The following is a 13,005-nucleotide window of genomic DNA, read 5'->3' as shown; positions in this document are numbered from 1 at the left end:
CTGCCGGGCCGCCGGCTTCATCGGAGATCTCAGACCGGCGGAAATGGCTAATGGTCGCGCGCGACAATCAGCTGGACGCGTTGCGCGCCATCGCTGTCACGATGGTTCTCTATTCTCATTTCCTGGCACCCAACGGGTCCTCCTTTTGGGGCCATATCGGCGTGCGGCTGTTCTTCGTGCTGAGCGGCTTCCTGATCACCCGACTGCTGCTCGAAGCCCGCGCCGCGGCCGAATTCGAAGCCGGTCCTGCCTTGAGATCCTTCTACATCAGGCGCGCGCTGCGCATATTCCCGCCCTATTTCGCCGTGCTCGGGTTCGTCTGGCTGACCGATCTGGAGCAGTCCCGCGGATCGCTCGCCTGGCATGCGCTTTACCTGTCGAATTTCTGGTACGCGCTGCGCAACGAATGGACACCTTGGCTACTCTGCCATTTCTGGAGCCTGAGCATCGAGGAGCAGTTCTACATCGCCTGGCCGCTGGTCGTGCTTCTGGCACCGCGCCGGCGCGTGGAATCGATCACTATCGGTGTCATCCTGTTGTCGCTGGCCTATCGCTTCTACTGGCCGATCACCGCCACCCCGGCGCTGGCGCGCGACCTGCTGCCGCCGGCATCGATGGATGCGCTGGCCCTGGGTGCTCTGCTTGCCTGCCGGCGGGCCAGAGGCGCTGGCTTGCCGCAATGGATGCGGCTAGGCTGGCCAGCCCTTGCGGCCATCTTCCTGGCGATTGAATGGCTTGTCCCAGCACCGGCCGATCCCATGCTGGAATGGGCCCGCTGGGCGCTGCTGCAGATCCTGCCCTTGGTGCCGCTGGTGGCCGTTGTCGCCGCCTGTTCAGCCGGCCTTGGCGGCGCCCTCGGCAGGGTTTTCGAACTGCCGCCGCTGCTGTCACTGGGCCGCATCAGCTACGGCGTCTATCTCTACCATCCGATCCTTCTGTCGCTCGCCGTCAAGTCACAGCCCTGGATTCCGCTCAATGTCTCGGAGCAGGGGCCAGGGCGGTTCCTGGTCGCGAGCACCGCCACGATCGCCGTCGCTTCGATCTCGTGGACGGTTTTCGAAAGGCCGCTCAACGGCCTCAAGCGTCGCTTCCCCTATGTCGCGCGCCGCCGCTCCCAGGCACGCGCCGGCGATGCCGTCTGGCTCGGCAGGGTGGCCAGCGGATCCCCCGATGGCCGCGCCGCCCTCGATCTCCAGCCAACGGATGCGCAGAGATGACCGCCGCGCCGCTCGTCACCGTCCTGCTGCCGGTCTATAATGCCGGGCCTTATCTCGCCGCTGCGCTCGGGAGCATTCTGCGGCAAGACTACGATCGCCTGGAGGTCATCGCCATCGATGACGGGTCGACTGACAATTCGCTCGAGATCCTCGAACGATACTGCCGGGCCGACAATCGCGTTTCTGTCATCTCGCGTGAAAACCGCGGCCTCGTCGCCACCCTCAATGAAGGACTACGACTGGCCCGGGGCGAGCTGGTTGCGCGAATGGACGCGGACGATGTCGCCTATCCCTGGCGCCTCTCGCGCCAGGTGGCACTGTTCGAGCGGCGTCCCGAGCTCGGCTTCTGCGGCGCCTGCGTCGATACCTTGCTTCACGGCCGTATCGCCAAGGGCAGGCTCGACCCGGCGTTCCGATCCGGCCGGCTCGACATATTGTCGATGTTCTTTACGATATTCATGCATCCGACGGTGGTCTACAACAGGAAGGTCATAGGGAACGACGATCTCTATTACGATCCAAAATACAGGCACGCCGAGGATTTCGATCTCTTCAGGCGGCTTGCTCACCGTTTCCCAGCGACCATCTCACCCGAGAACCTGCTCGTCTATCGCATCCATGCTGGAAGCGTGACCATGCGGCATGCCAAGGAAATGCGCAGGACGCATTTGCGGATCGTGGCCGAAAATCTCCAACGTGAGGGGCTCGCGGAAGCCACTGCGGATCTGCGCGACATCGGCGAGATCGTCTCGTTCGACACGGTTGCGCGCGCAGCCAGTTTCATCCGTGCGCTGGAAGAGCGGATTTCCACGCTGCCGGCCAGCACACGGCCAAGCTTCGAGGCCGGCGCGCTGAACCTTTTCTATTTCCTCTACCAGCTCGTCAGCGACGAAAGAGAACCGCCGCTGACGCACGAATTGCTCACGCGGACAGCGAGATGGAACTTCATCCGGCGCCGCGAACAATATGCGCTGCGTCCCGGCGTCTGGGCGCCCTGGCTCAGCCTGGCCTCGATAGCGGCCGGAAAGCGGGCGGACGCGGTGGAGTACTTCTTCAAAACTACGCCGGCCGAAGCGGTGCTGGCGCGTTATCAGCGGGGAATAGTATGACCGACAGGCCCCACCCGCTCCTGCGCGATCACCCGTTTGCGAGTGCGCCTGTCCCGACAACTCCCCGATCGGAGCGGCCGTCGTTCGAGGTCAGCTTCATCGTCTGCACGCGCGACCGCGCCGCTGTGCTGGAGGCCTGCATAGCGTCGATCCAGGCTGCATGCCGGGCGCACGCCGCCTTCGCGGCTGAGTTGGTGGTGGTCGACAACGGTTCACGGGACGGCACGTCAAAGCGGCTGGCCGGTATCGCCGAAACGTCAGACATCCCGGTCACAGCCGTCTCGGAACCCCGTCCCGGACTAGCCGCTGCCCGCAATGCCGGATTGGCGCGAGCGCGAGGCCGCGTGCTGGTCTTCATCGACGATGACTGCAAGCTCGATCGCAACTATCTCCGCGACCTCGAGCGGCACTACCGGAGCGGCGAGAAATGGCTGATCCGCGGCGGTCGCGTCGAGCTCGGTGATGCCCGGGACCTGCCCTTCACCATCAAGCGCTGCGAGGCACGCGAGCGGCTGACCCCGGCGGTCCACCCAGGCGGCTTCGTGCTCGGCTGCAACATGACCATGCACCGCGACGTTGCGGCCCGCATCGGGCCGTTCGACGAACGCTTCGGCGCTGGCGGCCCGCTACGCTCGGCTGAGGATACGGATTATCTCGTGCGGGCGATGCTGCTCGGCATGCCGGTCGAGTATGTGCCCGACATGACGGTCTTGCATCATCACGGCCGGCGAGACCGCAAATCGATCGACAAGCTGCACCGCGACTATAGCCTCGGTAATGGTGCACTGTGCCTGAAACATGTCCGCCACGCCCCTTGGCTGCTTCGCCATGTCTATTGGTCCGCGCGGGCCGCGCTCAAGGAACTGGCGGGCCGTCCTCGCTTCGACCGCGACCTCGATCTGTCGCACTGGCCTATTGTCGTCATGAATCTGGCAGGTGCCGCCAGATTTGCGCTGCTCGTCATGATGGGATGGCCAAAACGGCTGCCGCTGCGCCAAGACCGGCAAGCCAGCGAAGCCAATGCGGAGGCCAGAGCGCGATAATGTCACGGATTCCGTCAGCCCTGCCAATGCTGCGCCGCGCGCTTGGTGGCAGGCTGTTGCGGCTCGTTCCCATCGTGGTGGGGCTCGGGCTTGCGGGCGCCGCGCTGGAAGGCCTCGGCATCGGCCTCATCATTCCGCTGCTCGGCATCATTATGGGGCGTGGGGAAACATCAGGCATGGCCGGTTTCTCCGCCCTCCTCCAGCAGGTTGGAGCGGACCTCGGCGAGCGCGAGCGGCTGATCGCCATTTCGGCCGCCATCCTCGGTTCGATCGTGCTGAAGAATGTCTTTGCCTTCGCCAACACGCTGCTGACCAGCTTCATCTACGGCAAGGCAGGTTATTCGATCCGCAGCGCACTGTCGGAGCAGTTGCTCAGGGTCGGCTACCCCTTTTTCCTGCAGCAAAGCCCCGGGCGGCTGCTCAACATCATCTCCAACGAATCCTGGCGAGCATCCGACGCTATCCAGGCCCTGCTCGGCGCGATCGTCAGTGCCTCGGCCGCCGTCATCCTGCTCGCCTTCCTCGTGCTCCTGTCCTGGCAGATGACGCTGCTGGTGACGCTGGGGCTGGCACTTGTCCAGCTGGCGCACGGGATTTTGTCGTCCAATCTGAAGGCGCCGAGCCGCAGCGTCGTCTCACGCAACAGCGCACTCGCGTCGCAGATGCTGCATCTGGTGCATGCTGGGCGCCTGATCCGCATCTTCGGGCAGGAGAACCGCGAAAAGGCGATTTTCGCCAAGGCGTCCGACGGGGTGCGGCGGGCGGCTTTCGCGCTTTCAATCCGCCAGGGCGTCTTGCCGCCGCTGACCGAGGTGTTGCACGCGATGCTGTTCCTGGCGGTGGTGATCGGAGCCTGGCTGGCGAATGTGAGCTTCCCGCTGACCGTTGCCTTCCTTATCCTGCTCTACCGGCTGCAGCCGCATATGCGCGCCTTGCAGATGTCGTGGAGTCAGCTGCAAGGCATGAGCGGCTCGCTGGAGGAGGTGCAATGGCTGCTCGATCCTTCCGACAAGCCCGAGGCGCCGCAGGGCAGCCTGCCGTTCGACGGTTTGCGCCAAGGGATCAGCTTCGACGATGTGAGCTTCGCTTATTCCGGTGCCCTGCCGGGCCCCGACGCGCGCGAGGCGGTGCTGCATCAGGCGGTGTTCAACATCCGCAGCGGCCGCTCGACGGCGCTGATCGGCCGCTCGGGCGCCGGCAAGACGACGATCGTCAATCTCCTGTGCCGCTTCATCGAACCCGACAGCGGCAGGATCCTCGTCGATGGGGCACCGCTGGGTGAAATCGACCCAAGGCAGTGGCTGCGGAACATTGCCTTGGCCAGCCAGGAGCTGGAATTGGTCGACGGCACCATTTTTGAAAACATTGTCTACGGCCACGACACGGCGTCGGCCAGCGATGCCATGCACGCCGCAAAGCTGGCCGAGGCACATGAATTCATCGAGCACCTGCCGCGGGGTTACGCGACACTTGTCGGATACCGGGGCGTCAATCTGTCAGCCGGACAAAGGCAAAGGATTGCGCTGGCGCGGGCGCTGGTGCGCGATCCCGATATCCTCATCCTCGACGAAGCCACCAGTGCGGTGGATGGGTTGTCGGAAGCCGCTATTGTCGAGACGCTGAAGTCGCGGGCCGGCCGCCGCACCACCATTGTCATCAGCCATCACCACAGCACCATCTCGTTCTGCGACGACGTTGTGATCTTGAGCCGCGGCCGGGTGAAGAAACAGGCCCCCTTCGCAACGCTGGCAAAGCTTAGCATGGACGAGCTTTACCAACACGGAGCGGGTGAGTAACGGGGCGCATCCGAATCTGCGACGCGGCCTGCGCCCGGCAGCTCGCGGATTGCGATCAATCCTGCCGGCAAACCACCGCCGCGACACATTTCCGATTGTGCAAAAGCATTGCCAGGGAGGTCAGGCAGCCTTTTTCTTCGCCAGCCGCGCCTTGATCGAGGCGACGTCGGCGCGCGGCGTCGCGGCGAACAGCGTCTTCGTATAGGGGTGCTTGGGGTCGGCAAAGACCTCGTCGCGCGAGCCGTATTCGACCGCCTCGCCGAAATACATCACCATCACATCGTCGGCGATGTAGCGCACGACAGACAGATCGTGGCTGATGAAGACGTAGGTCAACTGGAATTCGTCCTGCAGGTCGGCGAGCAGATTGAGCACCTGCGCCTGCACCGAAAGATCGAGCGCGGAGACCGGCTCGTCGAGCACCAAAAGGCTCGGGTTCAGCATCAGTGCGCGGGCGATGGCGATGCGCTGGCGCTGGCCGCCCGAGAACATATGCGGGTAGCGGTTGTAGTGCTCGGTTCCGAGGCCGACCTTCTTCAGCATCTTCATGGCGAGGTCGCGCCGCTCTTCGGCCGGCTTGTCGGTGTTGATGAGCAGCGGTTCGCCCAAAACATCGCCGATCTTCTGGCGCGGATTGAGAGAGCCGTAAGGGTTCTGGAAGACGATCTGCACCTTGCGGCGCATCTCCTTGGTCAGGCCGTTCCTGGCGATGTCGACCTTGTTGCCGTCGATGAACAGTTCTCCCGACGTTGCCGGATCGATCAGCGTGATGATGCGCGCCAGCGTGGACTTGCCGCAGCCGCTTTCACCGACGATGGCCAGCGTCTTGCCCTTGTCGACGCTGAACGAGACGCCCTTGACCGCATGCACGGTGCGCGCGCCGCGAAACAGGCCGCCGCCGACGTGATAGTCGCGCTTGATGTTCTTGCCTTCGACGACCTTGATGCTCATCAGGCGACTCCGGCGGCCGGTTCGAACAGCATGTCTGAGACGGTCGGCAGCCTGTCGCCGACGGCGTTGTCCGGCAGCGCCGACAACAGCGCTCGGGTGTAATTGCTCTTCGGCGATTCAAACAGCGACAGCACGTCGGCCTCTTCCATCTTGCGGCCCTTGTACTGGACGATGACGCGGTCGGCGGTCTCGGCCACGACGCCCATATTGTGGGTGATCATGATCAGACCCATGCCGTATTTGACCTGCAGCGACACCAGCAGATCGAGGATCTGCTTCTGGATGGTGACATCGAGCGCGGTGGTCGGCTCGTCGGCGATCAGAAGCTTGGGATTGCAGGCGATGGCGATGGCGATCATGACGCGCTGGCACTGGCCGCCCGACATCTGGTGCGGGAACGAGTTCAGCCGTTCCGCCGGCTCGGCAATGCCGACCTGCGTCAGCAACTCGATGGCGCGCTCGCGGCGCTGGGCCTTGTCCATGCCCATATGAAAACGCAGCACTTCCTCGATCTGGAAGCCGACGGTGAAGCAAGGATTGAGGCTGGCCATCGGCTCCTGGAAGATCATCGACATGTCCTTGCCGACGATCTTGCGGCGCTCGGCCGGGCTCATCTTCAGGAGGTCGCGGCCGTTGAAGCTCATCTCGTCGGCAGTGACCGTCGCGGTCCACGGCAAAAGGCCCATCACCGCCAGCATCGACACCGACTTGCCGGAGCCGGATTCGCCGACGATGGCAAGCACTTCACGTTCGTTGACATGGAGCGAGACGCCGTCGACCGCGCGGAACGGGCCGGATGCGGTCTGGAACTCGACGACGAGATTGCGGATGTTGAGCAGCGCCATCACGACCTCCTCAGCTTCGGATCGAGCGCATCGCGCAGGCCGTCGCCGATCAGGTTGATGGCCAGAACGGTGATGAGGATGGCGAGGCCAGGGAAGGTTACCACCCACCAGGCGCGCAGGATGAATTCACGCGCCGAGGCGAGCATGGTTCCCCATTCCGGCGTCGGCGGCTGGGCGCCGAGGCCGAGGAAGCCGAGAGCGGCCGCCTCGAGGATGGCGTTGGAGAAGGACAGCGTGCCCTGGACGATCAGCGGCGCCAGGCAGTTGGGCAGGATGGTGCGCAGCATCAGCCGGATATGTCCCGCGCCGGCAACCTTGGCAGCGACCACATATTCACGGCTCTTTTCGGCCATGACAGCGGCGCGCACCAGGCGCGCGAAATGCGGCTGCAGGACAAGCGCAATGGCCAGCATGGCGTTGAACAGGCCGGGGCCGAGGATGGTGACCAGAACCAGCGCCAAAAGCAGCGACGGGAAGGACAGGATCAAATCCATGACGCGCATGATCGCCACGTCGACCCAGCCGCGGAAATAGCCGGCCAGCAGGCCGAGTGTGATGCCGCCGGTAAGTGCCAGCGTGACGACGACGGCGCCGATCAGCAGCGAGAAACGCGCGCCATAGAGCAGGCGCGAGAGCATGTCGCGGCCGACCGCGTCGGTGCCGAGCAGATATTCGGCGCTGCCGCCCGCCTGCCATGCCGGCGGCCGCAAGAAAGCGGTCTTGTCCTGGATGTCGGGCGCATAGGGCGCCAGCAGCGGGGCAAACAGAGCTGCCAGCACCAGCAGGATGAAGACGAACAGGCCGATGACGGCGCCGCGGTTCACCGAGAAATAGTGCCAGAAGGTCCTGAAGCCAGTCAGGCGATCAGGATTGCCGGCGGCCATCGGGGCGATTTCGGTCGACTGGCTCATCACGCTGCCCTAATGCGCGGGTTGATGACGGCATAAAGCACGTCGACGATCAGGTTCACGGCCATGACGATAAGGGCGATCAACAGCAAGCCCGACTGCACGACGACATAGTCGCGCTTGGATATGGAATCGACCATCCACTTGCCGATGCCCGGCCAGGCAAAGATGGTTTCGGTGAGAATGGCGCCGGCGAGCAGCGTACTGACCTGCAGGCCGATGGTGGTGACCACCGGGATGAGCGCATTGCGCAGCGCGTGCACGCCGATGACGCGGGACGACGACAGCCCCTTGGCGCGGGCGGTCCGCACATAGTCCTCGCCCAGCACTTCGAGCATGGCCGAGCGCGTCTGGCGGGCGATCACCGCCAGCGGGATGGTGCCGAGCACAATTGTCGGCAGCACCAGATGGCTCAATGCCGAGCGGAAAGCATCCCATTTGCCGTAGAGCAGGCTGTCGAGGGTCAGGAAGCCGGTGATCGGCTTGATGAAGAACTGCAGGCCGATGCGGCCGGAAACCGGGGTCCAGCCGAGATAGCCGGAGAAAAAGATGATCAGCAGCAGGCCCCACCAGAAGATCGGCATGGAATAGCCGACAAGGGCTGTGCCCATCAGCCCCTGGTCGAACCAGGAGCCGCGCTTGACCGCGGCGAAGATGCCCGCGGGAATGCCCAGCAGCATGGCGAAGATCATGGCGAAGACAGAGAGCTCGATGGTTGCCGGGAAGAGCGTCATGAAATCTTCGATGACGGGGCGCTTGGACGAGATCGAGACGCCGAAATTACCGGTCGCAGCATCGCGGACATAATGCGCGTATTGCTGCCAGATCGGCAGATTGTAGCCGAACTGTTCCTTCAGTTCTTCGTAGCGCGCGGGCGACACGCCATGCTCGCCGGCCATGGCAAGAATGGGATCACCGGGCAGCAGCCTGACGAAAGCGAAGGCACAGATGGTGATGCCGATCAGCGTCGGGAGCACCAAGACGATTTTGTTGAGGAGATATCGGAGCATCTTGAAAAGGGGGCGGCGCTTGATTGCGCGCCGCCCGCCTAACAGTTCTATTCGGCCTTGTCGACGCCGTCGAAGCGATGAATGCCAAGCGGGTCCATCATGTAACCGCTGACATTCTTGCGCACGACTGCGTAAACCTGGCTGTGTGCCATGAGGAAGGCCGGAGCCTGCTTGGCAAAGACGACCTGCGCCTGCTCATAGAGCTTGGTGCGTTCGGCCTGGTCGCTGGTCTTCTTGGCCTTCTGGATCAGGTCCTCGAAGTCCTTGTCGCACCAGCTGGAGTAGTTCGACACGCCGATGGCCGAGCAGGCGAACAGGGTGGCGAAGAAGTTGTCCGGATCACCATTGTCACCGGTCCAGCCGATCTGGAAGGCGCCGGGGCGTTCCTTCTTCTTGCCTTCCTCGCGATACTTCGTCCACTCGTAGCTGACGATCTCCGCCTTGACGCCGACCTTGGCCCAGTCAGCCTGGATCAGCTCGGCGGCACGCTGGAAGTTCGGGTTGTAGGGACGAACGCGATCGGAGGCCCAGAGCTGGATCTCCTTCAGCCCGGCATCGGCCAGCACCTTCTTGGCCGCTTCCGGATCATAGGCGTCGGACTTCACGTCCTTGTTCCATGACCACATGGTCGGCGGGATCAGGTTTTCGGCCGGCGTGGCGCCGGCATCCTGGAACAGCGACTTGATGAGCGATGCCCGGTCGATCGCCTGGTTGAGTGCATGGCGCACCTCAGGCTTGTCGAGCGGCGGGATGGTGGTGTTGTAGCTCATATAGCCGATGTTCAGGCCGGCCTGATCCATCAGGGTCACGTCGGCATTGGCCTTGATCGTGCCGATGTCGGCAGGATTCGGATAGGGCGCGATGTCGCATTCGCCGGCGAGCACCTTCTGGATGCGTGCGGTCGCGTCAGGGGTGATGGCGAAGACGAGATCGTCGATCTTTTCCTTGCCCTTGAAGTAATCCGGGTTGGCCGCATAGCGGATCACCGAATCCAGCTGGTAGTCGACGAACTGGAACGGACCAGTGCCGATCGGCTTGGTCGAGAAGTCGGCCATCTTGCCTTCCTTCTCGAGCTGGTCGGCATATTCCTTCGACACGATCGAGGCGAAGTCCATGCCGAGATTGGCCAGCATCGGCGCGTTCGGCTCGGTCAGCGTCAGCTTGACGGTCAGGTCGTCGACCTTTTCCCACTTGGCGACGTATTTCGGCATGTCCATGCCGGTGTAGTAGTCCCAGGTCAGGTTCGGCAGGTACTTTTCGCCGTTCCAGGGGTTTTCCTTGTTGAACTGGCGATCGAAGGAAAAGACGACGTCGTCTGCATTGAGGTCACGCGTCGGCTTGAAGAAATCCGTGGTCTGGAACTTCACGCCTGGATGCAGGTGGAAAGTATAGACCAGGCCGTCGTCCGAAATCTCCCATTTGTCGGCGAGGCCGGGCTCGATCTCGGTGCCGCCATGCTTGAACTCGACCAGGCGCGAATAAACGGTACGCGACGAGGCGTCGAAGTCGTTGCCGCCCGTCGTGGTACCCGGGTCGAAGTTAGCCGGCGAGGCCTCCGAGCAGTAGACCAGCGTCTTGGCATTGGCCACGCCGCCGAGGACGCTTGCAGCCAGCAACGCGGCTGCAAAAGTCAGTTTCTTTTTCATTGAGCACTCCCTGATGTTCTTCCAAGCCCCTCTATCAGGCTCGCGAAGCGCGCATATAAGCACCGTTTTTCCGGCTTTGGAACACCCTGTTTGCCTACCCCACCGTAAGCAGAAAATATTTCTCGGCTTTTGCTCGATTTCAGAAAGAAATAGCAAAATCTGCTAATCACGAGATTGTTAACGACCGCATTTTTTCATTGATGACCGATATCGCTGGAACAATGATCCACGGGCCGGGGGTCCCTCATGCCATCGCGACAAGCTAGTGCCTAAGGCAACAGCGCGGGACAGATTTTGACGGCAAATCTTTGCCGTCCTGCCGTTGGGGCAAGACTTGCACGGCCGCCGATAGTCGCAATAGATAGATGACACGCCGGATTTCCCGGGAATGCGCGACATCGCTGCAGCGGAGGACGCCTCACCATATAGAGGCGGTACAGCATGGAGCAGGCAAAGAACGACTAAGGGAGGCTCGAGGTGGCAAAAGCAACAAAGACAACGGCCCCGGCGAAAGCAAAAGCGGCAACCGCTTCAAAACCTGCCGCCGCTGCCGCCAAACCGAAAGCGCCGTCAGCCAAAGCCGCCAAGCCAAAGGCAGCCAGTGCGCCGGCGAAGGCAAGCGCCAAGCCGGCAGCGAAACCTGCGACCAACCCCGCGGCCGCGAAGACAGCACCTTTTGCAAAGCCTGCCGCCAGCCCCGCAGCGAAAACGGCGGCGGCAAAGCCGGCCTCAAAACCGGCGCCGAGCCCGGCCAAAAAACTGCCGAAGACGCTGACAGCGCTTGCCGCCGGTCTGCCTGACAAACCGTGGCTTAAAAGCTATTCGAAAGTCGTTCCGGCCGAGATCGGCACCCTGCCCTACAGTTCGATCGGCGACTTCCTGGTCGGCGCCTGCAAGCAGTTTTCCGGCCAGCCGGCTTTCGTGTGCATGGGCAAGTCGATCTCCTATGCCGAACTCGAGCGGCAATCGGCCGCCTTCGGCGCCTATCTGCAATCGAAGGGCCTGCAGCAGGGCGCACGCGTGGCGCTGATGATGCCGAATGTGCTGCAATATCCGGTGGCGATGATGGCTGTGCTTCGCGCCGGCTATGTCGTGGTGAACATCAATCCGCTCTACACGCCGCGCGAGCTCGAACATCAGCTCAAGGATTCCGGCGCGCAGGCCATTGTCATCCTCGAGAATTTCGCCAGCACCCTGGACGCGGTGATCGCCAGGACTGATGTCAAGCATGTGGTGGTCGCGGCGATGGGCGACATGCTCGGCGGCCTCAAGGGCACGATCGTCAACCTCGTCGTGCGGCGGGTGAAGAAGATGGTGCCGGCCTGGTCGCTGCCCGGCCATGTCAAGTTCAATGCGGCCGTGAAGGCCGGCGCCGGCATCGCCTTCAAGCCGGCCAAGATGGAAGCAAGCGACGTCGCCTTCCTGCAATATACCGGCGGCACCACGGGGATTTCCAAAGGTGCTGTGCTGCTGCACTCCAATGTGCTGTCCAATGTCGCGCAGAACACGCTGTGGCTGCAGGACGCTTACGCCATCAAGCCGAAGCCGGCGCATCTCAACTTCATCTGCGCGCTGCCGCTCTACCATATCTTCGCGCTGACGGTGAACGCGCTGATGGGTATGCAGCAGGGCGCCCAGAACGTGCTGGTTCCCAACCCGCGCGACATACCCGGCTTCGTCAAGGAACTGCAGAAATACCCGATGCACATTTTCCCGGGCCTCAACACGCTGTTCAACGCACTGCTCAACAATGAGGATTTCCGCAAGCTCGACTTCAAACCGCTGATCATGACGCTGGGTGGCGGCATGGCGGTGCAGAAGGGGGTTGCCGAGCGCTGGAAGGCGTTGACCGGCAACTCGATCACCGAGGGCTACGGGCTGTCGGAGACCTCGCCCGTGGCCACCGCCAACAGGTTCAGCGACGGCAATTTCACCGGCACGATCGGCCTGCCGCTGCCGTCGACCGAGATCGCCATCCGCGACGACGACGGCAACAATCTGCCGCTGGGCGAGGTCGGCGAGATCTGCATCCGCGGGCCGCAAGTGATGGCCGGCTACTGGAACCGGCCGGATGAGACCGCCAAGGTAATGACCAAGGACGGTTTCTTCAAATCCGGCGACATGGGCTTCATGGACGAGCGCGGCTACACCAAGATCGTCGACCGCAAGAAAGACATGATCCTGGTCTCCGGCTTCAACGTCTATCCGAACGAACTCGAGGAAGTCGTCGCCCAGCATCCGGGCGTGCTGGAAGTGGCGGCAATCGGCGTGCCGGACGAGCATTCGGGCGAGGTGCCAAAACTGTTCGTGGTCAAGAAGGACCCGGCGCTGACCGTCGAGGCGCTGACCGCCTATTGCCGCGAGAACCTGACCGGCTACAAGCGGCCGAAATACATCGAGTTCCGGACCGAATTGCCGAAGACGCCGGTGGGCAAGATTTTGCGCCGGGCGCTGCGGGAATAGTGGATGGTTTGCGAGAC

General features: G+C 62.9%; 10 protein-coding genes. 5 read left to right on the top strand and 5 right to left on the bottom strand.

Annotated features, from left to right (window positions below; translation table 11 throughout):
• The first annotated feature begins 50 nt into the window (after window positions 1-50).
• The 4 genes from JQK88_RS06435 to JQK88_RS06420 are packed head-to-tail and all read left to right on the top strand — an operon-like array spanning window position 51 to window position 5,165.
• On the top strand, window positions 51-1,217 hold the full coding sequence (locus JQK88_RS06435; protein WP_203277791.1) for an acyltransferase family protein: 1,167 nt from the start codon (window positions 51-53) through the stop codon (window positions 1,215-1,217).
• Window positions 1,214-2,326 carry a glycosyltransferase family 2 protein gene (locus tag JQK88_RS06430; RefSeq protein WP_203277790.1) on the top strand — a complete coding sequence of 371 codons (1,113 nt, stop codon included), beginning with the start codon at window positions 1,214-1,216 and terminating at the stop codon, window positions 2,324-2,326. The genes JQK88_RS06435 and JQK88_RS06430 overlap by 4 nt, the downstream gene beginning before the upstream one ends.
• Complete coding sequence (locus JQK88_RS06425) at window positions 2,323-3,369, top strand: glycosyltransferase family 2 protein (RefSeq protein WP_203277789.1); 1,047 nt, start codon at window positions 2,323-2,325, stop codon at window positions 3,367-3,369. The genes JQK88_RS06430 and JQK88_RS06425 overlap by 4 nt, the downstream gene beginning before the upstream one ends.
• Entirely contained in the window at window positions 3,369-5,165 is a 1,797-nt protein-coding gene (locus tag JQK88_RS06420; protein WP_203277788.1) for an ABC transporter ATP-binding protein, read from the top strand. The genes JQK88_RS06425 and JQK88_RS06420 overlap by 1 nt, the downstream gene beginning before the upstream one ends.
• A gap of 120 nt (window positions 5,166-5,285) precedes the next feature.
• Here JQK88_RS06420 and JQK88_RS06415 read toward each other — a convergent pair whose 3' ends face one another.
• The 5 genes from JQK88_RS06415 to JQK88_RS06395 are packed head-to-tail and all read right to left on the bottom strand — an operon-like array spanning window position 5,286 to window position 10,525.
• Window positions 5,286-6,116: a dipeptide ABC transporter ATP-binding protein gene (locus JQK88_RS06415; protein WP_203277787.1), complete on the bottom strand. Its 831-nt coding sequence runs from the start codon at window positions 6,114-6,116 to the stop codon at window positions 5,286-5,288.
• Window positions 6,116-6,961 carry an ABC transporter ATP-binding protein gene (locus JQK88_RS06410; RefSeq protein ID WP_112560673.1) on the bottom strand — a complete coding sequence of 282 codons (846 nt, stop codon included), beginning with the start codon at window positions 6,959-6,961 and terminating at the stop codon, window positions 6,116-6,118. Before JQK88_RS06410 ends, JQK88_RS06415 begins: the two co-directional genes overlap by 1 nt.
• Window positions 6,961-7,845, bottom strand: a complete 885-nt coding sequence (locus JQK88_RS06405; RefSeq protein WP_246501501.1) for an ABC transporter permease subunit — start codon at window positions 7,843-7,845, stop codon at window positions 6,961-6,963. Before JQK88_RS06405 ends, JQK88_RS06410 begins: the two co-directional genes overlap by 1 nt.
• 26 nt (window positions 7,846-7,871) lie before the next feature.
• Window positions 7,872-8,879 (bottom strand): ABC transporter permease subunit, encoded by a 1,008-nt coding sequence (locus JQK88_RS06400; RefSeq protein WP_192249812.1) that lies wholly within the window; start codon window positions 8,877-8,879, stop codon window positions 7,872-7,874.
• Between the two features lie 47 nt (window positions 8,880-8,926).
• Window positions 8,927-10,525, bottom strand: coding sequence for an ABC transporter substrate-binding protein (locus JQK88_RS06395; RefSeq protein ID WP_203277786.1), 1,599 nt, complete (start codon window positions 10,523-10,525; stop codon window positions 8,927-8,929).
• A gap of 477 nt (window positions 10,526-11,002) precedes the next feature.
• On the opposite strand from JQK88_RS06395, the gene JQK88_RS06390 reads away from it, so the two are divergent.
• Window positions 11,003-12,988 (top strand): long-chain fatty acid--CoA ligase, encoded by a 1,986-nt coding sequence (locus JQK88_RS06390; protein WP_203277785.1) that lies wholly within the window; start codon window positions 11,003-11,005, stop codon window positions 12,986-12,988.
• The last annotated feature ends 17 nt before the right edge of the window (window positions 12,989-13,005 follow it).

The sequence above is a fragment of the Mesorhizobium caraganae genome, assembly GCF_016836705.1.
Taxonomy (GTDB): Bacteria; Pseudomonadota; Alphaproteobacteria; order Rhizobiales; family Rhizobiaceae; genus Mesorhizobium; species Mesorhizobium caraganae.
This window is presented reverse-complemented; position numbering and strand designations above follow the sequence as displayed.

Coding starts and splice junctions, on each gene's coding strand:
- JQK88_RS06435 (WP_203277791.1), top strand. CDS start 51: ATGGTCGCGCGCGACAATCAGCTGGACGCGTTGCGCGCCATCGCTGTC.
- JQK88_RS06430 (WP_203277790.1), top strand. CDS start 1,214: ATGACCGCCGCGCCGCTCGTCACCGTCCTGCTGCCGGTCTATAATGCC.
- JQK88_RS06425 (WP_203277789.1), top strand. CDS start 2,323: ATGACCGACAGGCCCCACCCGCTCCTGCGCGATCACCCGTTTGCGAGT.
- JQK88_RS06420 (WP_203277788.1), top strand. CDS start 3,369: ATGTCACGGATTCCGTCAGCCCTGCCAATGCTGCGCCGCGCGCTTGGT.
- JQK88_RS06415 (WP_203277787.1), bottom strand. CDS start 6,116: ATGAGCATCAAGGTCGTCGAAGGCAAGAACATCAAGCGCGACTATCAC.
- JQK88_RS06410 (WP_112560673.1), bottom strand. CDS start 6,961: ATGGCGCTGCTCAACATCCGCAATCTCGTCGTCGAGTTCCAGACCGCA.
- JQK88_RS06405 (WP_246501501.1), bottom strand. CDS start 7,845: ATGGCCGCCGGCAATCCTGATCGCCTGACTGGCTTCAGGACCTTCTGG.
- JQK88_RS06400 (WP_192249812.1), bottom strand. CDS start 8,879: ATGCTCCGATATCTCCTCAACAAAATCGTCTTGGTGCTCCCGACGCTG.
- JQK88_RS06395 (WP_203277786.1), bottom strand. CDS start 10,525: ATGAAAAAGAAACTGACTTTTGCAGCCGCGTTGCTGGCTGCAAGCGTC.